A 24,654-nucleotide genomic window follows, 5' to 3' on the forward strand; every position below is an offset into this window, starting at 1 on the left:
TGGGGGCGGGCCGGGGCGGGCCCGCCGTGGATCCGGCGGGGCGGGGCCAGGGGGGGCGCGGACGGGGGGGCCCCGGGGGGCGGGGCCGGGGGCCGGCCGCCGGGGGGGGGGCGGGGCGCCCGTCCTGGGGTGGGTCCCCGTCAGCCCTGGCGGGCCTTGAAGCGGGGGTCCTTCTTGTTGATCACGTAGACCACGCCGCGTCGGCGGACCACCTGGGCGCCGGGCTTGGCCTTCAGTGAGCGCAGGGACTTGCGCACCTTCATGGTTCTGTCCTCCTCGTGTCGTCGGCCGCCGGGGCGCGTCAGCCGCGGACGGCGGCGGTACGGCCGTAGCGGCGCTCGAAACGCTCCACCCGGCCGGCGCTGTCCAGGACGCGCGCCTTGCCGGTGTAGAAGGGGTGCGACGCGGACGAGATCTCGACGTCGATCACCGGGTAGGTGTTGCCGTCCTCCCACTCGACCGTCCGGGACGAGTCGGCGGTGGAGCGGGTCAGGAACGCGGTGTCCGCGGCACGGTCGCGGAAGACGACGAGCCGGGTGTCGGGATGAATGCGGGACTTCATGGGGTTTCCCTCCTGGGGCCCTTGCCCGATGGGCTCGGGCCCGGTCGTTCTCGGTGGGTCAGCGCTCTTCGCGGAAGTCGACGTGCGCGCCGGCCACGGGGTCGTACTTGCGCAGGACCAGCCGGTCGGGGTCGTTCCGGCGGTTCTTGCGGGTCACGTACGTGACGCCGGTCCCGGCCGTCGACTTCAGCCTGACGACGGGACGCGCGGTGCTGCGTGCCATGAGGTCCTCCCTTCACCCACACCCGGGATTACTGACCCGAGCATGTCATTCACGACCCTTCCAACACCGCCTCCCGCCGTCGCATTCCCGGCTCCGCCGCTCCCCCGCGGTTATCGTCCAGGCATGGCTTCCGTGCGTGGGGTGCTGATCGACATCGACGGGGTGCTCACCGTGTCCTGGCGTCCGCTGCCCGGCGCGGTCGCGGCCCTGCGGGCGGTCCGCGAGGCCGGGTTCGGTAGCGCGCTGGTGACCAACACGACGTCCCGGACCCGCGCCTCGATCGCGGACACGCTGGTGGCGGCCGGCTTCCCGGTGACCGCCGAGGACATCCTGACCGCGCCCGCCGCGACGGCCGCCCACCTCGCCGGTGCCCGGTGCGCGCTGCTCAACAGCGGGGACGTCCGGGAGGACCTGGCCGGGGTCACCCTCGTGGCCGCGGACGACGACACGGTCGTACCCGATGTCGTGCTGCTCGGTGGTGCCGGGCCGGAGTTCGGGTACGAGGCGCTGAACCGGGCGTTCGGGCAGGTGCAGCGAGGCGCACGGCTCGTCGCCATGCACCGGAACCTGTACTGGCGTACCGACGCGGGGCTGCAACTGGACGCGGGGGCGTTCCTGACGGGGCTCGAAGCGGCGGCGGGGGTCGAGGCCGAGGTGACCGGGAAGCCGTCGGCGGCCTTCTTCGAGGCGGCGCTCGGGCGGCTCGGGGTGGACGCCGGGGAGGCGCTGATGATCGGGGACGACGTCGAGTCGGACGTCCTCGCGGCACAGCGCCTCGGCATCACCGGGGTGCTGGTCAGGACCGGGAAGTTCCGGCCGGACACGCTGGAACGGGCGAGCGGCACGCCCGATCATGTGCTGGACTCGTTCGCGGAGCTTCCCGGGCTGCTGAACCGACTGGACGGCCGGGCGGCCGGCTAGCGCAGGAGCAGCTGGAGGCCGCCGACGATCGTCGCGGCGATCACCAGCTGCTCGAACAGCCGCTGGTTGATCCGGTTCACCGCCCAGCGGCCGATGAGCGCGCCGGGGACCACGAACACCGCGAGCACGGCGTCGAGCAGCAGCGAGTTGCCGTCGATCAGACCGAGGCCGGCGCTGAAGGGCACCTTGGAGACGTTCACGACCAGGAAGAAGAACGCCGAGGTGCCCAGGAAGCCGAGTTTCCGGAAGCCGGCCGACAGCAGGTACATCGACATCACCGGGCCGCCGGCGTTGGCGACCATCGTGGTGAAGCCGCCGAGGACGCCGTACGAACCGGCTTTCGCCCGGCCCGCCCGCGTGGTGACCGCGTCCGGGTCGTCGTCGGCGCCGTCGGCCTTGCGGCGCCGCCACACCGTGACTCCGGCCATGAACAGCAGGATCGCGCCGATCGAGGTCCGTACGACACCGTCCCCGGCCCACACCAGGAACAGCGTGCCGATCAGCACGCCGACCGCGACCGCCGGGAACAGCCGCCACAGGGTGGGCCAGTGGGCGTGCCTGCGGTAGGTCGCCACGGCCAGCACGTCGCCCACGATGAGCAGCGGGAGCAGGACGCCGGTGGAGGCGCGGGCCGGGAGGACCGCCGCGAAGATGGCGAGGCTTACGGTGTTGGCCCCGCTGACGGCGGTCTTGGAGAAACCGACCAGCAGCGTGGCGAGGGCCAGGGCGGCGAACTCCCAGCCGGATATGTGCCAGAGCGTCATCGTGTTCATGCGGGGACCGATGCTATGTCCTGACATGGCAAAGGTGTAAGTACCGTCTCGCTGGTTGTCCCGAGGAGGGGGATCAGGGCCGAGCCGGTACGTCGGTGTCGAGCGCCGTCGCGCGCAGGGCGGCCGTCACCCGGGTGACCGCCTCGGCCGGCGGGCCGGGCAGCCTGGCCAGCAACTGGCGTCGCTGTTCCTGGGGCCCGCCGCGGACGGGCAGGATCCGGACGCCCGGCGGCGCGGCCGAGGCGATGGCGGGCGGTACGGTCGTCAGGCCGCAGCCCGCGGCGACCAGCTGGAGCCTGGCCAGCCAGTCGCGGGCGACATGGGCGATCTCCGGCCGCTCGTCCAGGCCGGGCCACACCCCCATCAGCCGGTCCTCGCCGGAGGCGGAGCCGGCGATCCAGCGCTGCCCGCGCAGGTCGGCCACATCGACGAAGTCCCCGCGGGCGAGAGGATGGACGGCCGGCAGCGCCAGGCACAGGGCATGTTCGGTGAGGGTCACCAGGACCAGCGCGGGTGACTCGGCGTCCGGTGGCCGGAAGGGCGGTGCCGACGCGAGCAGGGCCAGGTCCAGGCTGCCGGCGCGCAGCGCGCGCACGAGTGCCGGGGTGGTGCCCTCCCGGCCGACCACCCGCAGTCCGGGGTCGGTCCGGCGCAGGGCGGTGAGGGCCCGGGGCACGAGTACGGCGCCGGCGGTGGGGAACCAGCCCAGCCGTACCGTCCCGCCCGGTTCGGGCAGCCCGGACAGTTCGCGCGCCGTCGCCTCGATCTCGTCGAGGACGACCGTGGCGCGCCGCATGACGACCCGGCCGGCCGCGGTGAGCCGCACCCCCTCGCGCCGCCGCTCCAGCAGCTCCGCGCCGGCCGCCCGCTCGATCGCGGCGATCTGCCGGGACACCGCCGACTGGGTGTACCCCAGCGCGGCGGCGGCCGCGGTGAAGGTCCCCCGTTCGGCCACCGCGCGGAAGACCCGCAGGGCGGTCAGGGAGACATCGTTGAAGTCCATGACGTTCACACATACCAGCTGTGCGTGACTTTCGTTGGACTCATGGGTGAGGCGTTCCTAGCGTGGAGTCCATGAACGCTTCCCGTATCGCCCTCGTGACCGGTGCCAACCAAGGACTCGGCCGCGCCCTCGTCGAAGGCCTCGCCGCCCGGATGCGCCCGGCCGACCTGGTCCTGCTCACCGGTCGCGACCAGCGGCGCGTGTCGGACGCCGCCGCCGACGTCGCCGGGCTGCCCGGCACCCGCGCCCGGGTCGAGGGCCGGGTCCTGGACGTCACCGACACCGACGCCGTCGCCCGCCTCTCCGACGGACTCCGCGCCCGGTACGGCGGGGTGGACATCGTCGTCTCCAACGCCGTCGCCCGCGTACTGCCCGACGAGTCGCAGTCGGCACGGGCCGACGAGTTCATCGACGTCTCCAACACCGCCACCCACGCGATCCTGCGCTCCTTCGGACCGGTCCTGCGGCCGGGCGGCCGGCTGCTCGTCGTGGCCAGTTCCCTCGGCACCCTCGGCCACCTCGACCCGCGGCTGCACCCGCTGTTCGACGGCGCGAGCCTCGACCAGGTCGAGTACGCGGTCGAGTCCTGGCGCGGCGCCGTCCACCGGGGCACCGCCGCCGAGGCGGGCTGGCCGGTGTGGCTGAACGTGCCCTCGAAGGTCGCCCAGGTCGCCGCTGTCCGCGCGGTCGCCGCCGAACGCCGGGACCGGGACCTGGCGTCCGGCACCCTGATCGCGTCCGTCTGTCCGGGCATGGTCGACACCGCCACCTCCCGGCCCTGGTTCAGCGACTACAGCCGGGCCCAGTCCCCCGCCGAAGCCGCCCGCGCCGTGCTCGACCTGCTTCTCGCCGAGCATGTCGACCCCGCCCTCTACGGCGAACTGGTCCGCTTCGGCAAGCCGCTGCCCTGGCACGACGGCACTCCCCCCGTCGAGCAGGACCGGTTGGTCAGGCCCTGAACACGGCCCTGAACACGGCTCGGGCGCACGGACACCTAGCACCCGGGGCACAGTGACCGGCACCCTGCGTATCCGAAACGGCCGTCGGGATTCCTGTGACAGCTCGATCACAGGACGGCACAATGTCGGCCAACGGCGTTGTGGCGGAGGAAGGACGGCGGACGTGAGCGGCATCGGGCCGGCGGAGCCGGCGGCGTCCGTGGCGAACGGCGCGCGGGTGTGGAACTACTGGATCGGCGGCCGGGACAACTACACGGCCGACCAGCGGGTCGGCGAGCAGGTCGCCGGGATGCTGCCGGTGATCAGGGAGGTGGCCCGCGCGGACCGGGCCTTCCTCGGCCGGGCGGTGCGACTCCTCGCGGACGGGCACGGGATACGGCAGTTTCTGGACATCGGCACCGGGCTGCCGACGGTCGAGAACACGCACGAGATCGCGCAGGGGGTCGCCCCCGAGTCACGGATCGTGTATGTCGACAACGACCCGATGGTGCTGATGTACGCCCGCACGCTGCTGACCAGCTCCCCGGAAGGCGTCACCGAGTACGTGGACGCCGATGTCCACGACCCGGACACGATCGTGCGGCGGGCCGCCGGGACGCTGGACCTCACCCGCCCGGTCGCGGTGATGATGCTGGGCATCCTCAACTTCGTCCTCGACACGGACACGGCCCGTGAGGTGGTACGGCGGATCATGGCCGCGGTCCCCTCCGGCAGCTTCCTCGTCCTCACCCACCCGACGGTCGACGCGGAGGTGGGCGGGCAGGGCACCATCGAGGCGGTGCGGTTCTGGAACGACCACGCCACCCCGCCGGTCACCGCCCGGACCCGCGCCGAGATCGCCGGCTTCCTTGACGGGCTGGAGCTGCTGGAGCCGGGGCTCGTGCCCTGCTCGCAGTGGCGCGCCGGGGCCGACTCCCCGGCGCCGGTACCGCAGTTCGGCGCGGTCGCCGTGAAACCCTGACCGGGACGCGCGCATCCGAGCCCGTCGAGCCGCCGAGGAGGACGTCGTATGCCACCCCCTGTCGACCCCGTGCCCGGCGGGCGCCCCGGTGATCTCGCCCGGGCCCATGCCCTCGCCCATGAGCTGTCCGCACAGGGCGTGCGCGGGATCGTGCTGGCCTATGTGGACACCGCCGGGATCTGCAGGGTGAAGACGGTCCCCTGGCAGCGGCTCCAGCCCGCGGTGGCCTGGGGCGTCGGCATGTCCCCGGTGTTCGACACCTTCCTGGCGAACGACGCGATCGTACGCACCGACGCCCTCGGCTCGCCCGACGGCGACCTGCGTCTCTACCCCGACCTGGACCGGCTGGTGGTGCTGGCCGGGCAGCCCGGCTGGGCCTGGGCCCCCGTCGACCGGATCACCCAGGAGGGCGACCGGCACCCGGCGTGCAGCCGTACCTTCCTGCGCCGGATCGTCGCCGGCGCCGAGGACCGGCACGGTCTCACCTTCAAGGCGGGTATCGAGGTCGAGTGGGCGGTCGGCCGGGCCGCCGCGCCGGCCGACGAGTTCGCTCCGGCGACCTCCGGCCCGGCCTACGGCGCCACCCGGCAGGTCGAGCTGAGCGACTACGCCGCCGACCTGCTCACGGCCTTCGAGAAGCAGGACGTGCCGGTCGCCCAGCTCCACCCCGAGTACGCCCCGGGGCAGTTCGAGGTGTCCACCGACGCCCTGGACCCGGTGGCGGCGGCCGACCAGAGCGTGCTGGTACGGCAGACCATCCGCGCGGTCTCGCACCGGCACGGCCTGCGGGCCTCCTTCGCCCCGGCCGTCGCCGAGCGGGGCGTCGGCAACGGCGGCCACATCCATCTCTCCGCCTGGCGCGACGGGGTCAATCTGCACGCCGGGGGCGACGGCCGGTACGGCATGACGGGCGAGGCGGAATCGTTCGTGGCCGGGCTGCTGACGCATCTGCCCGCGCTGACGGCGGTGACCGCGCCGAGCCCGGCCAGCTATCTGAGACTCAAACCCTCCCAGTGGGCAGGGGTGTTCACGGCCTGGGGCCGGGAGACCCGGGAGACCGGCATCCGGATCGTCACCGGCACGGCCGGTCACCAGCGCCAGGACGCCAACCTGGAGATCAAGCCGGTCGACCTGGCCGCCAACCCGTATCTGGCCCTCGGCTGCGCCATCGCCGCCGGACTCGACGGGCTCACCTCGGCCGCCCCCCTGCCCGAGGAGGTCGCCGACGACCCGGCCCGGCTGATCCCCGACGAAGCGGTGGCCCGCGGTGTGCGGCGGCTGCCGGCCTCGCTGCCGCAGGCCGTGGAGGCCTTCCGCGAGGACGAGGTGCTGCGCACCGCACTGGGCCCGATCCTCGCGGACGCGGTGATCGCCGTACGGGAGGGCGAGACGGCGGCCGTCGCCGGGCTCGACGACGCCGGGGTGGCGGCGGCCTACCGCTGGAAGTACTGATGGCGGGGACCGTCAGGGAGGCCCTCGACGCGCTGCCGCTCGTGGACCACCACTGCCACGGCGCGGTCACCGCCGACCTCACCGGCCCGGAGTTCGAGTCGCTGCTGACCGAGGGGGAGGCCTGGCCGGGCGTGTCGCCGTTCGACAGCCCGGTCGGCATCGCCGTACGACGGCACTGCGCGCCCCTGCTGGACCTGCCCCGGCACGCCCCCGCCGCCGAGTACCTGGCGCGCCGGGCGGAACTGGGCTGGCAGGAGGTCAACCGCCGGTTCCTGACGGCCGCGCACGCGGAGAGTTTCTGCGTGGACACCGGCTACGCCCCGCACCCGGTCACCTCCCCCGCCGAGCTCGCGGACGCCGCGGGTGGCGTCGCGTACGAGGTCGTCCGCCTCGAGAGCATCGCCGAGGCGGTGGCCGCGCGGGGCATCGAGGCGGGCGAGTACGCGGGCGCCTTCCGGGCCGCGGCCGAGGAGGCCGTACGGCGGCCCGGGGTGGTCGCGGTCAAGTCGGTCGCCGCCTATCGCACCGGCTTCGCCCTGGACCCGGCGCGGCCGACGTACGCCGAGGTGACCCGGGCGGCCGCGCTGTGGCTGGCGGCCGGCGGCGGCAGGCTCACCGACCCCGTGCTGATACGCCATCTGCTGTGGACGGCCGTCACCCTCGGGCTGCCGCTCCAACTCCACGCCGGTTTCGGGGACTCGGACCTGCGGATCCACCACGCGGACCCGGCCCTGCTCACCGACTGGCTGCGGATGACCGCAGGCACCGTCCCGGTGCTGCTGCTGCACTGCTGGCCGTACCACCGCCAAGCCGCCTATCTGGCAACGGTGTTCGAGCATGTGTACCACGACGTCGGGCTCGCCCTGCACTTCGTGGGCCCGGCCCGGGCGGGGGCGGTACTGGCGGAGGCGACGGAGATCACTCCGTTCCGCAAACTGCTGTACAGCTCGGACGCCTATGGTGTTGCCGAGTTCCACCATCTCGGCGCACTGGCCTTCCGCCAGGGTCTGGCCGGACTGCTCCAGGACCGGGTGGACGCCGACGAACTGAGCTCGACCGACGCGGTGCGGATCGCCGCCTGGACAGGACGCGACAACGCCCTTCGCCTCTACGGACTTCCCGCATCCGACCCCGGCCGCGACTGAGCGCGCGCCCCGCCCGGAAAGTATGATCAAGCAATGTCTGACATGACCGATACCACGCCCGGTTGGCTGTCCTCCGACGAGCTGGAGATGGCTCGCGCCCGCATGCCGATCCTGTACGTGGAGGCCGTGCCCGTGCGTGTCGACGACAGCGGCGAAGTCACCAGCATCGGGCTGCTGCTCCGCATCGGCCCGGACGGAACGGTCAGCCGGACCCTCGTCTCCGGCCGTGTCCTGCACCACGAGCGGGTCCGCGACGCGCTGCTGCGTCATCTGGAGAAGGACCTCGGCCCGGTCGCGCTGCCCCGGGTGCCGGCCTCCCTGCAGCCGTTCACGGTGGCGGAGTACTTCCCGACGCACGGCGTCACCCCGTACCACGACCCGCGTCAGCACGCGGTGTCGCTGGCCTACATCGTGCCGGTGACCGGTGACTGCCGGCCCCGGCAGGACGCGCTGGACCTGGTGTGGTTCAGCCCGCAGGAGGCCATGCTGGAGGCCGTGCAGAGCGAGATGCCCGGCGGCCACGGGGTGCTGCTGAAGCAGGCCCTCGCCCATGTGGGGTTCGTGAGCTGACACAGGGCCGACGTGCCGCCGACGGTTCTCACCCGAGCCGTTCGGCGGCCCAGCGGGCCCACTCCCGCTCCATCTCGGCCCGGCGCAGGCCGTATTCGAGGGCGATCAGGCCGTTGGAGGTGAGCGGTCCCTCCTCGTCCTCCAGTGCGGTTCTCAGCTCCATGAGCCGCTCGTGGTAGGCCGTGGCCCGCTGCTCCCGCTCGGCCAGGACCGCGCGGGCCTGCTCGTCCGTCGCCAGGTCGAAGAAGAACACCCTGAGCAGCAGTTCGCTGCGCTGCGGCTGCTGCTGTGTCGGCGCGACCAGCCACGCCCGCAGCTCCTTGAGCCCCTCCTCGGTGACCGTGTACTCCTTGCGCCGGCGCGGCCCCTCGGCCGAGACGTCGACCAGCCCGGCCTCCGCGAGCCGGTTCAGTTCCCCGTAGAGCTGGCTCTGGGTGGCCGGCCAGACGTGGGCGAGCGAGGTGTCGAACAGCTTCAGCAGGTCGTAGCCGCTGGCGGGCCGGTCGGCCAGGAGTCCGAGAAGTGCGTGGCGAAGGCTCATGCCTCCACGGCCGCGTTCTTCGTCGTCCTGACGGCGGTCGTCGCCTTCGCGGCCCCGGACTCGTCGGTCTCGCACTACGGCGGGGCGCTGTCCTTCGCCTGGCTGGCGGTGACCGCCTGGGCGACCCTGCTGCTCCGGCGGCCGTTCACACTGGGCATCGCGCGTCGTTCGACACCCGAGGAGCTCTGGGACAACCCGGTGTTCCTGCGCGTCAACGTGGTCATCACGGCGGCCTGGGCGGCCGCCTTCACGGTCACCGCGATCGCGCTCACGGCCTGCGGGGCGGCCGGGGCCGGCACCGGGCTCAAGGTGACCTTCCAGGTGCTCGGCTTCGTCGTCCCCGCGGTGTTCACCGCCCGCTACCCGAAGATCGTACGGGCGCGGTACGCGCGCTGACGGTCGGCGGGCCGCCCCTCAGAAAGCGGTGCCGACCCGTTCCGCGGTGCCGTTGGGGATGTCCTGCTCCGTCCAGATGCACTTCGCGTCGCGGAGGTAGCGGGCTCCCCAGCGCCGGGACAGGGCGGCGACCAGCTGGAGGCCGCGGCCGCCCTCGTCGGTGTAGGTGGCGTGGCGGATGCGCGGGGTGCTGAGGCTGCCGTCGTAGACCTCGCAGGTGAGGATGCGGCTGCGCAGCAGCCGGAGCCGCATGGGGCCCTTGCCGTGCCGGATGACGTTGCCGACCAGCTCGCTCACCAGGAGTTCGGTGGTCATCGACAGGTCGTCCAGGCCCCAGTGGCAGAGCTGGTCGCGGACGATCTCACGGGCCTGGCCCGCGGCCCGCGGGTCGTCCGGCAGGCCGAAGGAGGCGACGTCGTCGGCGGGCAGGGCCCGGGTGTGGGCGATGAGCAGGGCCGCGTCGTCGGTGGTCTGCCCCCGGTCGGGCAGCAGGGCCGTGACGACCGTGTCGCACAGCTCCTCGATGCCCCGGACGTCCGCCTCCTGGTCGGCGCCGGAGAAGCGGGCCGGTCCGACGGCGGCCTCGGACAGGACGCGCAGCAACTGGGACAGTCCCTGCTCGGCGTCCCGGACGGCGGACTCGATGAGCCCATCGGTGCACAGGACGACCAGGCTCCCGTCGGGAACCGGCAGCTCGTGCGCGGCGAACGGCGGGGTGGCGGCGCCGAGCGGCGGATCGGGGCTCAGGACGGGGCTGTGCACGGTGCCGTCGGGGTACACGAACACCGGCGGCGGATGACCGGCGAGGGAGTAGCTGCAGGAGCGGCCGACCGGGTCGTAGACGGCGTACAGGCAGGTGGCGTAGAAGTCCTCGCCCAGCTCGCTGACCAGGTCGTTGAGATGGCCGAGCAGTTCGTCCGGGGCCATGTCGAGGTCGGCGAGGGTGCGTACGGCGGTGCGCAGCCGGCCCATGGTGGCCGCCTCCGCGATGCCGTGGCCCATCACGTCGCCGATCACCATGGCGATCCGGTCGGCGGAGAGCGGGATCACGTCGAACCAGTCGCCGCCCACCTGCTCGCCCCGGCCCGCCGGGAGATAGCGTGCGGCCGCGACGGCGGCGGGCAGCCGCGGCAGCGTCTGCGGCAGCAGGGCGCTCTGCAGTTCCTGGGCAAGGGCGTGCTCCAGGTCGTAGAGGCGGGCCCGCTCCAGCGCCTGGCCGACCAGGGCGCCGAGTGCGGTCAGAAGGGTGCGGTCCTCCTCGCTGAAGACGCGCGGCTTGTTGTAGGACAGGATCAACACCCCGACGGCCCGCCCGGAGGCGACCAGCGGCAGGAACGCCCACGCCATCTTGGGCGAGGTCCCCATCATGATCTTGTCGGTGACGGCGGGATAGCGCGCGTAGATCTGGGCGGGCGACTCCAGGAACTGCGGCCTGCGGGTCCGCAGCACGTCGGTGACGGGCATACCGGCGATGACGTTGAGCGAGCCCTCGAACCGCTTCAGGTAGTCCAGCGGATAGCCGACCTCGCCGACCCTGGTCAGCCGGCCGTCCTCGTAGATGGAGACGATCAGTCCATCGGCGCCGAAGGGAGACAGGACGTGCTCGGCGACGGCGCGTACGACGTCCTGGACGGTCACGGCCTCGGCGAGCGCCGCGGTCAGCTCCACGGCGCGGACCGGCCGCTCGTGACCGGGTCCCGGCTCCCGGCGCGGCGGCCGCCCGGCGGAGCGTTCCAGGCGCTCGGCGGTCCAGGCCGCCACCGCGTGCAGAAACGACAGCTGTACGTCGTCGGGACCGCCGGGACCGGCCAGCAGTACCGAGAGCGTGCCGATCGGTCCTGCCGTACCGACGAGCGGCACCGCCACCGTGCCGGTCGCGCCCGTCCCCAGGCAGTCGCCGTCCACCCGGACAAGGACACCGCGCCGCAGGGCGCGGGCCGGCGGCACGTCCTGCTCCTCGCGAAGCTCCGCCCAGGCCCGCGCGGCCCCGGCGGCGATGCCGTCCACCGCGTCCAGGGTCAGCCGGGCCGTGCCGGGGTCCCACAGGTGCACCAGACCACCCAGTCCCCCGGCACTCGCCACCGCCTGCCGAAGGGCGAACGCCGGCGTCGTCGCCCGCGCCCCCACGGCCGGGGACGACGCGGATTCGGCCCCTTGCAGGCGGTTCGGGCACATAACGACAGGTTAACGACAGCGCGCTGGAGGGGCGCGAGGAACTGCGCGACCAGCCAGGACGGACCCGCAGCCGGCGGACGGACCGCAGTCGGCCGCGGCTCTCCACGCGCACCGCTACGCGGGGTTGCGGCCCACGAAGAACTCGCGGAACGGGTCCATGCTCGGTTCCAGTCCGGCGTCGACGAGGCCCTTGCGCAGGGCGGTCATCTGGGCGTCGTGGATGCGCTGGGTGGGCTGGCGCAGCGGGCCGCCGTTGTAGCCCTGGAGCCAGCCCTGGAACTTCCAGGCCTGCCGGTTGATGAACGCCCCGCCGTGCAGGGCGGGGGCCAGCCCGGACTTGATCTTGCGGGCCGGGTGCAGCTGCCAGTAGAGGTCGGCGGCCTCGTCGTACTTTCCCTCCCGCAGCAGCTGGAAGGCGCGCGGGATCATCGGGCCGTAGTACTCGTGGTCGCTGGTGGCCGAGAACTGGAGCGGCATGATCTGGGAGAGCGGGATCAGCTCGCCCTCGATCGGCATGGAGATGACCACCTCGTCGCCGAAGTGCCGGTGGCACTCGATGACGCTCTGGATGCCCGGGAAGCCGCCCTCGGCCTTGATCGCGGCGATGTTGGGGCAGTCGTCGACGAGCCGCCGGAGCAGCCGGAGGGGGATGTCGGAGGGGTGGATGCGGGGGCTGAAGCCCCACAGGTACATGGGGAAGAGCATGACGGCCAGGTCCGTCGCGTCGCAGACGGCCTTGGTGTAGTCGTAGACGTCCTGCTCGGACTCCGGGTAGAAGTTCGGCGGGTACGACAGCAGCACCAGCTCGGCGCCGGCCTCCTCCGCGCCCCTGACCGCCTCGATGTTCTGCTCCAGCGTGCTCCAGCCGGCGTGGTGGGTGAGGAGGAAGCGGTCACCGGCCTCGTCCTTGATGACGCGGAGGAAGTCCAGGTACTCGGGGAGCTGGATGGCGACCTCCGAGACACCGAGGGTGCCCATGAAGCCGTGCTCGATCGCGAGCCGGGTGTCGTGCCGGATCGCCTTCTCGTTGATGTGCCTGAGGTCGCCCGTGAAGGACGGGATGGTGCAGTTGACGACGCCGACGAGGTTCTCGCGCGCCCATTCGCGGGCTTCGGCGCGGGTGTAACGGGCCATGTCCGGGTGGTCCTTTCAGATCTTGGGGGTGCCGGCGCCTTCCCAGGCGAGGTACTTGAGTTCCAGGAATTCCTCGATGCCGTAGACCGAGCCCTCGCGGCCGGTCCCGGACTGCTTGACGCCTCCGAAGGGCGCGATCTCGTTCGAGATGAGTCCGGTGTTGACGCCGACCATGCCCGCCTCCAGAGCGGCGCCGACCCGCCAGATGCGTTCGGCGTCCCGGGCGAACAGGTAGGCGGCGAGGCCGAATTCGTTGTCGTTGGCGGCGCGGACCGCGTCCTGTTCGCCGGTGAACCGGATCAGCGGGGTGACGGGGCCGAAGGTCTCCTCGCGGGTCACGGCCATGGCGGCGGTGACGCCGGTGAGGACGGTCGGCTCGTAGAACAGCCCGCCGCGCGCGTGCCGCCGGCCGCCCTGCATCACCTCGGCGCCCAGTCCGACCGCGTCGGCCACATGGGCCTCCACCTTGGCGACGGCCTCCTCGTCGATCAACGGCCCCTGCTGCACGCCCTCCTCGAACCCGTCTCCGACGGCGAGCCCGGCGACCTTCTCGGCGAGCTTCGCGGCGAACGCGTCGTACACGCCGTCCTGGACGTAGACCCTGTTGGCGCTGATGCAGGCCTGTCCGGTGTTGCGGTACTTGGCCGCGAGCACGCCCGCCACCGCGAGGTCGAGGTCGGCGTCGTCGAAGACCAGCACGGGCGCGTTGCCGCCCAGTTCCATGGAGGTCCGCTTCACGGTCGCCGCCGACTGGGCGAGCAGCAGCCGGCCGACCTCGGTGGAACCGGTGAACGTGATCTTCCGGACGAGGGGGTTGGCGGTCAGCTCGGGGCCGATCTCGCGGGGGTCGCCGGTGAGCACGTTGAAGACACCGGCCAAAACCCCTGCGCGCTCGGCCAGTTCGGCGAGGGCGAGGGCGGTGAGCGGGGTCTGCTCGGCGGGCTTGAGGACCATGGTGCAGCCGGCGGCGAGGGCGGGGCCCGCCTTGCGGGTGATCATCGCGGCCGGGAAGTTCCAGGGCGTGATCGCGGCGCAGACGCCGACCGGTTCCTTGAGGACGACGATCCGCCGCGAGGCCTCGGGCGCCGCCATCACGTCCCCGCGCACCCGCTTGGCCTCCTCGGCGAACCACTCCAGGAAGGAAGCGGCGTAGGCGACTTCACCGAGCGCCTCCGCGAACGGCTTGCCCTCCTCCAGGACGATCAGCCGGGCGAGGTCCTCGGCGTGCGCGGTGACCAGGTCGTACCAGCGGCGCAGGATCCGCGACCGCTCCTTGGCGGCCAGGGCCCGCCAGGAGGGCAGGGCGCGGTGCGCCGCGTCGATCGCGGCCGCGGTCCGCGCGCGGTCCAGGAAGGGAACCCGGGCCAGTACCTCGCCCGTGGCCGGGTCGTGTACGGCGAAGGTGTCCAGGGTCGTCAGCCACTTGCCGTCGACGTAGGCGGCGCTCTTCAGCAGGGACGGGTCGTCGAGTTCACTGCGCACGGAGGTCCTCACTTCGCGACCGGGGTGACGGTGACCGGCAGTTCGGTGCCGAGGGAGAGTTCGGCGGCCCGGCGGACGCACATCGCGGCGACCGCGAGGTCCTGGACGGCGGAGCCGACTGACTTGTAGACGACGATCGCGTCCGGATCCGAACGCCCCTGTGTCCGCCCGGAGATGACGTCGGCGAGCGGGACCAGCTTCCCCGCAAAGTCGACGCCGGCCTCCTTCGCAGCTATCAAGTCCCCGGTCTCGTAAGCCACTTCGTGGACCTGGTCGGCGACGATCAGGGCCGCCCGCGCCATCGCCTCCGTGCCCAGCTCACGCTGTTCGGGCAGCGTGGAGCCGATCGAGACGACGGTGGTGCCCGCCCGCACCTCACGCAGGGTCGGCCGTTCGTCCCGGGAACGGGCCGCGCAGAGCACCAGAGCGGCACCCTCGACAGCCGCCTCGGCGCTGTCCTCCTGGTACAACGGCACGCCCAGGTCGGCGAGCCGCTCCGTGAAGCGGGTGCGGCTGGCCGGGTTGGGGCTGAACACGGTGACCGAGGAGAGCTCGCGGACCGCGGCGAGCGCGCGGACATGGTGCTGGGCCTCGAAGCCGGAGCCGATCACACCGACCTTCAGGGGGCCGGCGGGGGCGAGCGCGTCGGCGGCGAGCGCCGAGGTGGCCGCCGTACGGAAGCCGGTGATCGCGTTGCCGTCGAGGAGCGCGAGCAGTTCGACGGTGTCCTGGTCGAAGAGCGGGATCAGGTACGAGGCCCGCCCGCTCCGCGGGGAGGCGGCGATCAGCTTGGCGCCCATCGGGGCGCCGTCGCCGGGCACCCCGCTGAGGGTGCGCAGCCACAGGCCCTCGCCGCGGGCCATCGTGCGCAGCGGGAAGCGGGCCTCGTCCGGTGGCGCGGAGTAGGCGGCACGCAGGGCGGCGACGGCCTCGGGCCAGCCGAAGGCCGCTCGGACGTCGGCATCGGTGAGAAAGATCGTCACAGGTACTCCGTCGGGGGCGTACGGCAGGCATACGAGACTGCCGAGCATCCAATGTGCTGGACATTGAACATTGGATATTCTGTACGGACAAGGCCGTGACGCTAAGTTGTCCGGAGTCGATGAGGGAAGAACGAAGGAGCGGGTGGATATGCCCAGCATCCAGCGGCGCGCCGCTGACCTGGTGTTCGAGCACCTGCAGGAGCGCATCGTCTCCGGCGAGCTGGCCCCCGGGGACCGGCTCGACCCCACGGAGATCGCCGCGAGCCTGGGCCTGAGCCGGACCCCGGTCCGCGAGGCGATCCTCCAGCTGGACAGCGCCGGTCTGGTACGACGGCTGCCCTACCGGGGTGTGGTGGTGGCCGACGTGGATCTGGGGCTCGCGGAGGAGGTGGCCGCGCTGCGGATCCACCTGGAGACGCTGGCCGCCCGGATCGCCGTACCGAGGCTGCGGGAGGAGGATCTCGCCGCGATGCGTGACGCGCACGAGCGGCTGGACGCGGCCCTGGCGGGCGCCCATGCGCAGCGGGACTTCAACGAGCTCAACCGCCGCTTCCACATGGCCCTTTACCAGCGGGCGGGATCCTCGGTGCTGCTGCGCGAGATCGAGAGCCTCGCCGGCCAGGCCGAGCGCATCCGGATGCACTTCGATCTGCGGCACAGCCCGGCGGGGCACCACCACGCGGCGATCCTGGAAGCCTGCGAGCGCCGGGACCCGGAGGCCGCCGCGGCCGCCACCCGCGACCACATCCTCACGGCGCACCGGATGGTGATGGGCGACGACCACCGGATCGAGCCGGGCTCCTCGCTCGCGGCGGTCCTTGCGGCGTCGGGGGCACCTCGCGGGTGACCTCGGGCGTGGCCTCCGATGTGGCCTCGGGGGTGGCGGACCAGGTCGGCTAATCCTTGGAGAGGGCGGCGCGCAGAGCCTCGTCGATGCCGGGCTGCCGGAAGGTGAAGCCCGCCTTCTGCAGGCCGGCGGGGACGGCGCGGCAGCTGCCGGTGATGCCGTCGGCGAACTCGCCGAGGACGGCCTTCAGCGCGAAGGCGGGGACGGCGGCGAGGGTGGGCCGGTGCAGGATCCGGCCCATCGCGCGGGTGATCTCACGGTTCGTCAGCGGTTTCGGGGCGGTGAAGTTGAGCGGTCCGGCGATGTCGTCGTGGTCGATCACGTAGCGCAGCGCGGCGATGTGGTCGGGCAGCGAGATGAACGGCCAGTGCTGGTCGCCGGAGCCGAGCCGGCCGCCGAGGCCGAACCGGAACAGCGGGAACAGCTTGCCCCAGGCGCCGCCGTCGGCGGAGACCACAAGACCGGTCCGCGGGTGGACGACCCGGACACCGGCCCGCTCGGCCGGTGTGGCGGCGGACTCCCAGCCGACGCAGACGGAGGCGAGGAAGTCGTCCCCGGCCGGGTCGGACTCCGTGACGACACGCTCGCCGGTGTCGCCGTAGTAGCCGGTGGCGGAGGCGGAGACCAGCACGCGGGGCGGCCGGGCGGCCTCGGCGCACGCCTCGGCGACGGTCCGCGTCCCCTGGAGCCGGCTGAGCCGTATCTCCTGCTTGTACGTCGCACTCCAGAGCCGGTCGCCGACCCCGGCACCGGCCAGGTGGACCACGGCGTCGACATCGTTCAGGACTGCGGGGTCCAGCCGGGCCCCGGGCTCCCAGGGCGCGGATTCACTGCCGTCGGCCGGCCGGGGCACGGTCCGGCCGCGGGTCAGCCGCAGCACCTGGTGGCCGTCGGCGAGGAGGGAGCGGGCGAGGGCGGAACCGATGAGTCCGGTGGAGCCGGTGATCGCGACGCGCATGACGTTCTCCGATGAGCGAATGTTTGAGAGTTCAAACTCTCACTCGTCAGAGTACTCCGGCTCGACGTCCGCGGAACATAAAGAGTCGGCCGAACGACCCCCGGGGAGGCGCAGCGACGACGTCTTCGCGGTGCGGGTTGTGCCCGGCGCTCCTGGTTTGTTCCGGTAATCCGTCCGGTTCTTCTTCCTAGCGCCCCTGCCCGCCTCGATGTTCTGCTGTACACGATCAAGCAGGCACCGCTCCTCAGCGGCCTCCCTGTGCGCCGGAGGCCACGACGACGCTTTCGCCCCTTCCGCTCACCCGGCCGTGCGCCCTGCTCTGCCGGCACGTCGAGAATCGCTTTCCCATGAGACCCCCCACAAAAGGATATTCGTGACAGTTTTAACGAAAGGCTGGTCGGCCTCCGCGCGATGTCGGGGGGCCGGTCTGATCACCACGGTCTTCACCGCCGCTCTCCTGGTGCTGCCGACAGCCCCGCCAGCACTGGCCGCACCCGGCGGCCGCTCCGCTCCGACCGCCACGGCGTCGGCGTCGGCGTCGGCGTCGGCGACCGATGACGCCCTGGCGCGCCGCTTCGCCCCCCGGATCTGGCTCCAGCAGGACGAGTCCTACTTCCCGTCCGACGCGGAATCGCTCCTGAAGAACACCCATGTGGAGACACATCCGGACAGCGACAAGCCCGACCAGCAGTTCCTCGTGACCAACCAGCCGCTGGGCTGCGATTCCTGCACCGACCCGCCGTTCCTGGCCGGGCAGCGCCCCGATCGCAGCACGGCTCCGGCCTATGCCGAGGTCGTCCACCGCACCGACAACGGCCGCCCGACGAACGTCACCGACGTCATCTACTGGACGTTCTACCCCTACAACAACGGCAAACGCGTCTGCATCGGCTGGTACTCCCCCTGGGGATGCGTCGGGGGCTATTCCACCTTCGGCAACCACGTCGGCGACTGGGAGAACGTCACCCTCCGCTTCGTCGACGGAACGCCCCGGCAAATCTCCCTCAGTCAGCACGACGGCGGGCAGACATTCCCCTACGGCGGCAATGACGTCGCCCTGGCCGGCGAGCACCCGGTGGTCTATGCGGCCCAGGGGTCCCATGGCCTGTATGCCGACGCGGGACGCCACACCTACAAGCGCCTGCCCAACGGGGACAGCCTCGACGACGACACGAGCGCCGGCACGCTGTGGGACACCCAGCAGGCCCTGAAAGTGTTCGCGTGGCAGCCCGTGGGCAGCTTCACCGGCGAATGGTCCTGGCTGAACTACATCGGCCGGTGGGGCAACCCGAAGTCCGGTTGCACGTTCTCCGAGCCTGTCAGCGGGGAGTGTGTCCTGGACGACGGCCCCCTGGGCCCGCCCATGAAAGCGGCGTTCGACCCGCACATGCAGCCCCTGGACGGGACACCCGTCCCCACGGCGCCGCCGGCTGACAAGTCCACCGGGCCGGTGGGGCTGACGGATATGCGGTGACGCGCGAGCGGCGCCGATCACGGCGGACGGCCGGCCGCCGCAACAGGCACCCGCTCACCGTCTTTCACCGGCCCCCGGCGTGCGCTCGCACCGCAGCCCGAGCCGGGCGTGGCGTCCGGCTCGGGCTGGTCGGGGTGGGGCTCAGCCGGCGCTGATCGCGTTCCAGGTCAGTTCACGCTGGTTGCCGTGGCGCCAGCCACGGGTGTGGACCGGGTCGGTGCGGGGGTAGTCCCCGTCGGTGGCCATGGCGTCGACGTTCTGACCACTGTCCCAGAAGGACTGCAGTGCCGAGGCCCCCCAGTCCTCCTCCCCACCCCAGGACCACAGCTCGCCGTTCGCACCCAGGGGCGAGGTCCCCTGATCCTCCATCACCACAGCGCCCTGGTTGCCACCGGTGTAGGCCATGACCTGGTCCTTGGCCGCGTTGTACAGCGTGAACTGGGAGGAAGAGCCGAACACCTTCCACTTGCAGTAGGGGTCGGTGGTGTTGATGGTCTTGAGCCAGACCGATTCGTCGTTGGCGCCGGCACACAGCACGTAGCCGTGGAACGGGCCGCTCTCGATCATCACCGACCCGGAGGCGTGCGGGGCCGCCGAGGCCGAAGCCACGGGCAGCCCGGTGAGGAAGACCGCCGTGAGGCCGGCCGTGACGAGGCCGAGGCGGCGACGGCTGCGAGAAACCCGCTTGGTTCGCGTCATTTGAAGACACTCCCTTTCCAGGATGGTCATGGACATGTCATTACGCACGTCCACCAGGGATGTCGATCCCTTGGTGGAGTTGAGCGTCACCCCCGCGGGGCTGACATGACTCATCGTGCACAGCGACGGAAACGGGCGCCATCGACTTCGACCGTGCTCGCAACCGGGAGGAACGGTCCTTCGAGGCGGGTTCCCGGCATCCCCGGTTCGATCACCGGGTCCTGTGTCGGCTCCGCCGACCAAACCGGTCATCTGCGTTCAGCAGATGACATCGACGCGTTGCCGTTCGCCGGGCACGGCCGGGGTGGGCGGAGCGTGCAGACTGCGCGTGCAGCTGGGGGGCTGATGCTTCGTATTCATTTCACCGCGGCGGACCTGCAGCGGATCCGCTGGGTGACACATCCCGAGCCGCTGATGGAGACCGTGTTCAGCCTCCAGTTCCTGCAACAGCCGCAGTCGTACAGCCAGCCGTTCGTCCGCTGGTCCTCCCAGGCCCGCGCAGCCGTCGGCCCGCACGCACAGCCGGTGTTCGACCTGGTGACTCCCGACCACGGCACGCTGCCCGAGTTCCTCGTCGCCCCGACGGGCGCCGCGAGCCTGAGCGACGGGCTGGAAGCAGTGCGGTCGAAACCGACGGCCGAGGCGACCGCCGATCTGGCCGTGACCCGCAGCCTCCGTCCCGACCTGCCGCGATGGATCGTCGACGTCCACCACGGGCGACCGGACGCCACCAGCCGGCTGGCCCGTCTGCTGGATGTCTACCACCGACTGGCCGTCGCGCCGACCTGGCGGCATGTGCAGCGCGCCGTCCAGGCCGTGACCGGCGGCGCGGCGGCTACCGCCGGGAACATGCTGAACGGCCTGCATCCGTCGATCAGCTGGGAGTTTCCCGTCCTGACCGTCCCCTGCCACATCCCGCACACCGTCGACTTCCACCTGGCCGGCCGGGGCCTGCTGCTGGTACCCGTGTTCTTCCTCAGCGCCCCCACGACCCGCCTCGACAACTACGACGAGCAGGCTCCCGTCGAGCTCTTCTTCCCCGTGCACCACAAGCACGCCCTCCTGCCCGAGGACGGCCTGCACCCCGATCCCGGCCTCACCCGCCTGCTGGGCCGTACCCGGGCCGCAGTCCTCGCCGCCCTCACCACCGTCCGCAGCACCACCGAACTCGCCACCCGTGTCGGCATCTCCACCGCGACCGCCAGCCACCACCTCAACGCCCTGCGCGCGAGCGGCCTGATCACCACCGCGCGCCCCCACGGCACCGCCCGGCACAGCCTCACCCACCTCGGCCAGCGCCTGATCTACAGCTCGACCCGCACGGGTGTGGCTCTGCCGCAGTGAGATTCTCGGCCCTTCGGCGGAGCCTTGCCCATCGATTGCCAGCCTAAGTGAATGAATGATGTAGCCTCATACATCTCAGTTCATGACATGGTTCATGGCGTCGAAGCCGGGGGGCAGATTCTTGAGACCAGGACGATCCCGCACGGCGCGGTGGGGCGGCGGAGCATGCGCACTCCTGTCGGTCGCCATCGCGAGCGGCTGCGGCGCGAGCAGCCCGGCGAAGGGCGACGAGGACGGAAAGAGACCGCGGACCGAGCTGGCCACCGCGCTGAGCCAGGTACAGGACACCGACCCGGCACGGCACTGGATCGAGTTCGGCGACGTGGCCGGGGTCCGCGCCCGGAGCGGAGGCGGGTCCGGCTCGAAGCGGGACCCGCTGCTCGGGTACGGCGAGTCGCAGCTGGCCGACGCCGCGGCACTGCTGCCCGATCCGACCGGCATCGATCCGTTCGCGGCCCGGACCGCCCTCTCCGTCGGCCGTCCGCCCGACCCGGTCGGCTTCCTGTACGGATCCTTCGACACGACGGCCATCGGCTCGAAGCTGCGGAAACTCGGGTACGCCAAGCAGGACCTCGCGGGCGGGGAAGCGACATGGATCATCCGCGACCATCACAAGATCGACGAGACGGACCCGCTCGCGCAGCTGGGCATCCTCACCGCGCTGAACGTCGTACGGGTCTCACCGCAACGGATCGTCTACGCAGGGGCGAGCGCGGACATCGACAAGGCACTGGCCGGCGACGGGCCACTGGCCGACAACGAGGCGGTCGGCGGGATCGCGGACTGTCTCGGCGAGGTCGAGGCCGCACAGATCGGCCTTGATCCGGGGATCTCGGAGACACCGCTGGGCATCGGCGTGACGGGGTCGTCAGGGGCAGATGCCGTGGAGGTCGCCTGTGTGACGACGCCGGGCCAGGACGCGGCGGAGGCGATCGCGTCGGCCTGGCCCGGCCGGGTGAGGTCGACGACCTCCCGCCTGTCCAACGAGCCCTGGTCGAAGCTCCTGGCCCAGCCGCGGGCCGAGGTCATCGGCGGCCCCTCCCACGTCGTACGGCTGACCGCGCGGCCCACCGGTTCGACGCGAGTGCTGTTCGACGCCTGGAGAGCCGAGGACATCGGACCGCTGCTGACCGGTGCGGAACCCGACCCCGCGACCTCGGCCCGATAGGGCCCCTCGATCGTCACATCAGCTCATATGAATAATGGTCTAATATCATTCATATGAGCTGGTGCTGTGCTCGTCGTCCCTTCAGAGGAAGAGAAGCTCCGTTGCACATCCGAACAAGGACCATGTCCACGGCGACACTGCTTGCCGTGGCCGCCCTGGCCACCGTCACCGCCTGTTCGTCCAGCGACGGTCCCGCTGTCACCGGCGGCGACAAGAGCACCCCGACCGCCGTCCCGCCGTCGGCCACGGCCGCCACCGGCGCTCCGACCGCGACCGTCGGTAAGGGCGGAGCCACCTCGGCCGACGTGACGATCGACTCCTGTGCGGTCGACGCCACCACGAAGATTCCCAAGGCCGAACTCACGGTGACCAACCACGGCAGCGACACGGCGACCTACACCATCCAGGTCGAGTTCGTGGACGGGGGCGGGACGCGGGTGGCGGAGGGCGCCGCGATCGCGAACAGCCTGGCGGCGAACCAGCAGGCCAAGGAGACGGCCGGCGGGACGGCCCAGGTCACCTCGGACGTCACCTGCAGACTCGGCAAGGTCCAGCGCCTGGCCGGTATGTGACCTCCGCGGCTCAGTCCGCCGTGACCTGTGCCCGCACCCGGTCGCGGATGTCGCGCACCACAGGGGAACGGGTGAACGCTCCCGCGACACGGACCAGCCAGGCCGCCTCGTCCTCGACCGTCTCCAGTCGCGTCGAAGGCGTCGGCCCGGCCTGGTCCGGAGTGCCGCCGTACGGCCGTCCGGCCCGTTTGTTCTCCAGTGCCGCTGCGATGACCACCGCTTCGAGTGCGGCCTCTCGGTCGACGGCTTCGACACCGGTACGGTCCAGTTCCCGCACGGCCCGGTCGAGGGGTTCCGCCCACTGGTAGGGCCGTAGCGCCAGGATGCCGTCCCGGATCTCGATGACCCTGCGGTACCGGGCGAACTCCGCCTGGCGCAGGCCGGGACGGCGGCGGGCGGCATCCGGATCCAGCGCGATCTCGGGCAGTTCGGCGTGGAGCGCCGCCCACAGCGGTTCGAGGGCTCGGTGGGCACGGCGGGCGCGAAGCCGGCGCAGCGGGGCGGTGATCCGTTCGCCCCAGAGGGTGGCGGTGGCGCCGGCCGTGAGCAGGACGGCGGTGAGCATCCCGAGGGTCGTGGAGAGGAGGTCCTCGCTCAGTCCCTGACGTCCCGTGGTGATGTCGGCGGCGGCATCGTCGAGAGTCCACAGGGTCCACACCATCGCGGTGGCCGTGGCCAGCGCGGCCAGCCGCAGTCCCGTGCGCAGCGGGCCCGGGCCGGTCCGGCGCGCGTGCCGGACCAGGGCACGGGCGAGCACGTACAGAGTCCAGCAGAGGTAGGCGGCGAAGAGCACGTTGTAGGCGGCGAGAACCCGGCCCCGGCCGGGCGCTGCCACGAAGTACGCACCGTCGCCGGTGACGCCGGAGGCGAGGAACAGACCCAGTGCGGCCGCCTGGACGACGACGGCGGCGGCGCCGATCCGGCGACGGCGCCTTGCCGGCACAGGATCGGTCACCCGTGGATCGAGGGCCAGCGCGACCAGGGCGAGGAAGGTGCCCGCGGCCGCCTTCAACTCCCAGGGGAGCAGCAGTTCGGCACAGGGCGCGGGAAGGAACCGTTCCAACACGTGCAGCAGAGCGGGGGCGTTGAGCAGCATGGCCAGTCCGGCGCACAGCGCGAACCCGGCCACGTCGCGCTGCGCCGGATCCGCTCCCCCGCCGCGGGCGAGCGTGAGCCGGTGCCCGGCGAACACCAGGAAGACCAGCGCGGCGAGACACGCGGTCAGGTTCTCCACGGGCGCCGCCGTGCGTCTGGCCGGTCCGTGTTCTGCCGCTCGGGCGGGGCGAACAGGGAACGCATCCGGGCCTCCGCCGATCCGGCCGGCGCGCTCACGGCGGCCCCCGCGCGGTCGAGTTGTGCGGCGCGGTTCAGGATGAGGGAGGCCACGAGCTCGGCCTCCGCCTCCTGCGGCTCGGTATACACGGTACGGCCCAGTACCCGCTGGACCAGTGCCGCGGGGAGGTGCGGCAGCAGGACCTGGGCCGCCGAGGAGGCGGCGGGGGAGGTCTCGTGGTGACCGCACAGCAGGTGCGCGATCTCGTGCAGCTGGATGTGCTGCTGGTGCAGGGGCGTGGTGTCAGCGGGGTAGAGGATGCGGTCCGCCTGGTCAGTGGTGACGAGCAGCCCGCACGGGAGGTGAGGCCTGGCGGCGACCGGCACCAGCTCGATCGGCCGGCCCCGGGTGCGCGCCAGCATGTCGATGAACCGGGCCGTGTCGAAGGGGGTCGGCAGATCCAGGCCATCCACCAGCACCCGACACCGCTGCCACAGGCGCTCGTCGCTCCGACCGCTCCACACGGGCTGTCCCTCTTCCCCGTGACCGCTGTGCCGCCACCGTCGCACGGGGCCGTCAGCCGTCGGTGCGGTCGCGGCCCGCGCTTTCACGCCGGGCAAGCACGTCGATCATGTCGCTGATCGTACTGACGTGCTCGGGCGAGAGATTCACCGCCCGCAGTGCCACGCTACGGACTCCGGCGTCCCGCAGTGCCCCCAGCAACTCCAGCTCCCTGGCGATGGCAGCGCCCTTGTCGTCGTCGAAGAAGTAGGCGACCGGTACGTCGAAGAACTGGGCGAGCGCTTCGAGATGCCGCTTCGTCGGGTTGTCCCGGCGGCCCGTGCGCAACTGCCACATGTACGTGGCGGAGAAGCTCTCCCCGGTGGCCTCCCGGCACGCCCGGGCGACCTCCTCATGGCTGAACTGCTCACGGTTGGGACGCCGTACGATGCGGAACAACGCGTCGATCTTGTCCGCGAGAGCGGCCGGCGAAGACGCGTCGGCGGTACTCATGAGCGGCCTCCCCTCCGGTACCTCA

The 24,654-nt window shown here is 72.0% G+C and carries 27 protein-coding genes; 12 read left to right on the top strand and 15 right to left on the bottom strand.

What is annotated here, in order from left to right; translation table 11 throughout:
• Nucleotides 1-140 precede the first annotated feature (140 nt).
• The 3 genes from ykgO to rpmG are packed head-to-tail and all read right to left on the bottom strand — an operon-like array spanning nucleotide 141 to nucleotide 785.
• Entirely contained in the window at nucleotides 141-263 is a 123-nt protein-coding gene (gene ykgO / locus ACIRR9_RS20815) for a type B 50S ribosomal protein L36 (protein WP_046728129.1), read from the bottom strand.
• A 38-nt stretch (nucleotides 264-301) separates the two neighbouring features.
• Nucleotides 302-562 carry a type B 50S ribosomal protein L31 gene (locus ACIRR9_RS20820; protein WP_384563504.1) on the bottom strand — a complete coding sequence of 87 codons (261 nt, stop codon included), beginning with the start codon at nucleotides 560-562 and terminating at the stop codon, nucleotides 302-304.
• Between the two features lie 58 nt (nucleotides 563-620).
• The gene (rpmG, locus tag ACIRR9_RS20825; RefSeq protein ID WP_046728127.1) at nucleotides 621-785 is read right to left on the bottom strand and encodes a 50S ribosomal protein L33; all 165 of its coding nucleotides are present in this window, start codon (nucleotides 783-785) and stop codon (nucleotides 621-623) included.
• Nucleotides 786-908: 123 nt separating this feature from the next.
• Between rpmG and ACIRR9_RS20830 the strand changes: the two genes are divergently transcribed.
• A complete protein-coding gene (locus ACIRR9_RS20830) occupies nucleotides 909-1,706 on the top strand; it encodes an HAD-IIA family hydrolase (RefSeq protein ID WP_403753738.1) in 798 nt (265 codons plus the stop codon).
• Here ACIRR9_RS20830 and ACIRR9_RS20835 read toward each other — a convergent pair.
• Both ACIRR9_RS20835 and ACIRR9_RS20840 read right to left on the bottom strand, forming a co-directional pair.
• On the bottom strand, nucleotides 1,703-2,479 hold the full coding sequence (locus tag ACIRR9_RS20835) for a sulfite exporter TauE/SafE family protein (RefSeq protein WP_403753741.1): 777 nt from the start codon (nucleotides 2,477-2,479) through the stop codon (nucleotides 1,703-1,705). The two genes, ACIRR9_RS20830 and ACIRR9_RS20835, sit on opposite strands and share 4 nt — an antisense overlap.
• A gap of 73 nt (nucleotides 2,480-2,552) precedes the next feature.
• Nucleotides 2,553-3,482, bottom strand: coding sequence for a LysR family transcriptional regulator (locus ACIRR9_RS20840; protein WP_403753744.1), 930 nt, complete (start codon nucleotides 3,480-3,482; stop codon nucleotides 2,553-2,555).
• Between the two features lie 71 nt (nucleotides 3,483-3,553).
• Between ACIRR9_RS20840 and ACIRR9_RS20845 the strand changes: the two genes are divergently transcribed.
• From ACIRR9_RS20845 to ACIRR9_RS20865, 5 genes are all read left to right on the top strand, one after another.
• Nucleotides 3,554-4,441: an SDR family NAD(P)-dependent oxidoreductase gene (locus tag ACIRR9_RS20845; protein ID WP_403753747.1), complete on the top strand. Its 888-nt coding sequence runs from the start codon at nucleotides 3,554-3,556 to the stop codon at nucleotides 4,439-4,441.
• A gap of 163 nt (nucleotides 4,442-4,604) precedes the next feature.
• Nucleotides 4,605-5,402 (top strand): SAM-dependent methyltransferase, encoded by a 798-nt coding sequence (locus tag ACIRR9_RS20850; RefSeq protein WP_403753750.1) that lies wholly within the window; start codon nucleotides 4,605-4,607, stop codon nucleotides 5,400-5,402.
• Nucleotides 5,403-5,450: 48 nt separating this feature from the next.
• Nucleotides 5,451-6,854: a glutamine synthetase gene (locus ACIRR9_RS20855; RefSeq protein WP_403753753.1), complete on the top strand. Its 1,404-nt coding sequence runs from the start codon at nucleotides 5,451-5,453 to the stop codon at nucleotides 6,852-6,854.
• The gene (locus ACIRR9_RS20860; protein WP_403753756.1) at nucleotides 6,854-7,999 is read left to right on the top strand and encodes an amidohydrolase family protein; all 1,146 of its coding nucleotides are present in this window, start codon (nucleotides 6,854-6,856) and stop codon (nucleotides 7,997-7,999) included. The genes ACIRR9_RS20855 and ACIRR9_RS20860 overlap by 1 nt, the downstream gene beginning before the upstream one ends.
• Before the next feature lie 42 nt (nucleotides 8,000-8,041).
• A complete protein-coding gene (locus ACIRR9_RS20865; protein WP_365335508.1) occupies nucleotides 8,042-8,569 on the top strand; it encodes an NUDIX hydrolase family protein in 528 nt (175 codons plus the stop codon).
• A gap of 28 nt (nucleotides 8,570-8,597) precedes the next feature.
• Here the strand turns inward: ACIRR9_RS20865 and ACIRR9_RS20870 are convergent, their stop codons facing one another.
• The gene (locus ACIRR9_RS20870; protein WP_403753759.1) at nucleotides 8,598-9,110 is read right to left on the bottom strand and encodes a PadR family transcriptional regulator; all 513 of its coding nucleotides are present in this window, start codon (nucleotides 9,108-9,110) and stop codon (nucleotides 8,598-8,600) included.
• Here ACIRR9_RS20870 and ACIRR9_RS20875 point away from each other — a divergent pair.
• A complete protein-coding gene (locus ACIRR9_RS20875) occupies nucleotides 9,096-9,506 on the top strand; it encodes a hypothetical protein (RefSeq protein WP_403753762.1) in 411 nt (136 codons plus the stop codon). The genes ACIRR9_RS20870 and ACIRR9_RS20875 overlap by 15 nt on opposite strands.
• An 18-nt stretch (nucleotides 9,507-9,524) precedes the next feature.
• Here ACIRR9_RS20875 and ACIRR9_RS20880 read toward each other — a convergent pair whose 3' ends face one another.
• The 4 genes from ACIRR9_RS20880 to ACIRR9_RS20895 all read right to left on the bottom strand — a co-directional run bounded on the left by ACIRR9_RS20880 (nucleotide 9,525) and on the right by ACIRR9_RS20895 (nucleotide 15,280).
• Nucleotides 9,525-11,681, bottom strand: a complete 2,157-nt coding sequence (locus ACIRR9_RS20880) for a SpoIIE family protein phosphatase (protein ID WP_403753765.1) — start codon at nucleotides 11,679-11,681, stop codon at nucleotides 9,525-9,527.
• Between the two features lie 114 nt (nucleotides 11,682-11,795).
• Nucleotides 11,796-12,815 (bottom strand): dihydrodipicolinate synthase family protein, encoded by a 1,020-nt coding sequence (locus tag ACIRR9_RS20885; protein ID WP_403753768.1) that lies wholly within the window; start codon nucleotides 12,813-12,815, stop codon nucleotides 11,796-11,798.
• A 15-nt stretch (nucleotides 12,816-12,830) separates the two neighbouring features.
• Nucleotides 12,831-14,297 (bottom strand): NAD-dependent succinate-semialdehyde dehydrogenase, encoded by a 1,467-nt coding sequence (locus ACIRR9_RS20890; RefSeq protein WP_403753770.1) that lies wholly within the window; start codon nucleotides 14,295-14,297, stop codon nucleotides 12,831-12,833.
• An 8-nt stretch (nucleotides 14,298-14,305) separates the two neighbouring features.
• A complete protein-coding gene (locus ACIRR9_RS20895) occupies nucleotides 14,306-15,280 on the bottom strand; it encodes an ornithine cyclodeaminase family protein (protein ID WP_403753773.1) in 975 nt (324 codons plus the stop codon).
• Nucleotides 15,281-15,428: 148 nt separating this feature from the next.
• Between ACIRR9_RS20895 and ACIRR9_RS20900 the strand changes: the two genes are divergently transcribed.
• Nucleotides 15,429-16,127 carry a GntR family transcriptional regulator gene (locus tag ACIRR9_RS20900; protein ID WP_403753776.1) on the top strand — a complete coding sequence of 233 codons (699 nt, stop codon included), beginning with the start codon at nucleotides 15,429-15,431 and terminating at the stop codon, nucleotides 16,125-16,127.
• Nucleotides 16,128-16,176: 49 nt separating this feature from the next.
• Here the strand turns inward: ACIRR9_RS20900 and ACIRR9_RS20905 are convergent, their stop codons facing one another.
• On the bottom strand, nucleotides 16,177-17,085 hold the full coding sequence (locus ACIRR9_RS20905) for a TIGR01777 family oxidoreductase (protein ID WP_403753779.1): 909 nt from the start codon (nucleotides 17,083-17,085) through the stop codon (nucleotides 16,177-16,179).
• 373 nt (nucleotides 17,086-17,458) lie between these two features.
• Here ACIRR9_RS20905 and ACIRR9_RS20910 point away from each other — a divergent pair, with 373 nt between their 5' ends.
• Nucleotides 17,459-18,559, top strand: coding sequence for a Vps62-related protein (locus tag ACIRR9_RS20910; protein ID WP_403753781.1), 1,101 nt, complete (start codon nucleotides 17,459-17,461; stop codon nucleotides 18,557-18,559).
• 141 nt (nucleotides 18,560-18,700) lie between these two features.
• On the opposite strand, the gene ACIRR9_RS20915 is transcribed toward ACIRR9_RS20910, so the two are convergent.
• On the bottom strand, nucleotides 18,701-19,258 hold the full coding sequence (locus tag ACIRR9_RS20915) for a hypothetical protein (RefSeq protein ID WP_403753784.1): 558 nt from the start codon (nucleotides 19,256-19,258) through the stop codon (nucleotides 18,701-18,703).
• A 345-nt stretch (nucleotides 19,259-19,603) separates the two neighbouring features.
• Between ACIRR9_RS20915 and ACIRR9_RS20920 the strand changes: the two genes are divergently transcribed.
• The 3 genes from ACIRR9_RS20920 to ACIRR9_RS20930 all read left to right on the top strand — a co-directional run bounded on the left by ACIRR9_RS20920 (nucleotide 19,604) and on the right by ACIRR9_RS20930 (nucleotide 22,342).
• A complete protein-coding gene (locus ACIRR9_RS20920; protein ID WP_403753787.1) occupies nucleotides 19,604-20,602 on the top strand; it encodes a winged helix-turn-helix domain-containing protein in 999 nt (332 codons plus the stop codon).
• Nucleotides 20,603-20,723: 121 nt separating this feature from the next.
• Nucleotides 20,724-21,770, top strand: coding sequence for a hypothetical protein (locus tag ACIRR9_RS20925; protein WP_403753790.1), 1,047 nt, complete (start codon nucleotides 20,724-20,726; stop codon nucleotides 21,768-21,770).
• Between the two features lie 122 nt (nucleotides 21,771-21,892).
• On the top strand, nucleotides 21,893-22,342 hold the full coding sequence (locus ACIRR9_RS20930; RefSeq protein ID WP_403753793.1) for a hypothetical protein: 450 nt from the start codon (nucleotides 21,893-21,895) through the stop codon (nucleotides 22,340-22,342).
• Nucleotides 22,343-22,352: 10 nt separating this feature from the next.
• On the opposite strand, the gene ACIRR9_RS20935 is transcribed toward ACIRR9_RS20930, so the two are convergent.
• The 3 genes from ACIRR9_RS20935 to ACIRR9_RS20945 all read right to left on the bottom strand — a co-directional run bounded on the left by ACIRR9_RS20935 (nucleotide 22,353) and on the right by ACIRR9_RS20945 (nucleotide 24,629).
• Nucleotides 22,353-23,576 carry an MAB_1171c family putative transporter gene (locus ACIRR9_RS20935; RefSeq protein ID WP_403753796.1) on the bottom strand — a complete coding sequence of 408 codons (1,224 nt, stop codon included), beginning with the start codon at nucleotides 23,574-23,576 and terminating at the stop codon, nucleotides 22,353-22,355.
• Nucleotides 23,564-24,088 carry a ParH-like protein gene (locus ACIRR9_RS20940; protein ID WP_403753799.1) on the bottom strand — a complete coding sequence of 175 codons (525 nt, stop codon included), beginning with the start codon at nucleotides 24,086-24,088 and terminating at the stop codon, nucleotides 23,564-23,566. The genes ACIRR9_RS20935 and ACIRR9_RS20940 overlap by 13 nt, the downstream gene beginning before the upstream one ends.
• A 103-nt stretch (nucleotides 24,089-24,191) precedes the next feature.
• A complete protein-coding gene (locus ACIRR9_RS20945) occupies nucleotides 24,192-24,629 on the bottom strand; it encodes an XRE family transcriptional regulator (RefSeq protein ID WP_403753802.1) in 438 nt (145 codons plus the stop codon).
• Nucleotides 24,630-24,654: the final 25 nt, after the last annotated feature.

The sequence above is a fragment of the Streptomyces sp. NPDC101234 genome (assembly GCF_044767525.1).
GTDB lineage: Bacteria > Actinomycetota > Actinomycetes > Streptomycetales > Streptomycetaceae > Streptomyces > Streptomyces sasae.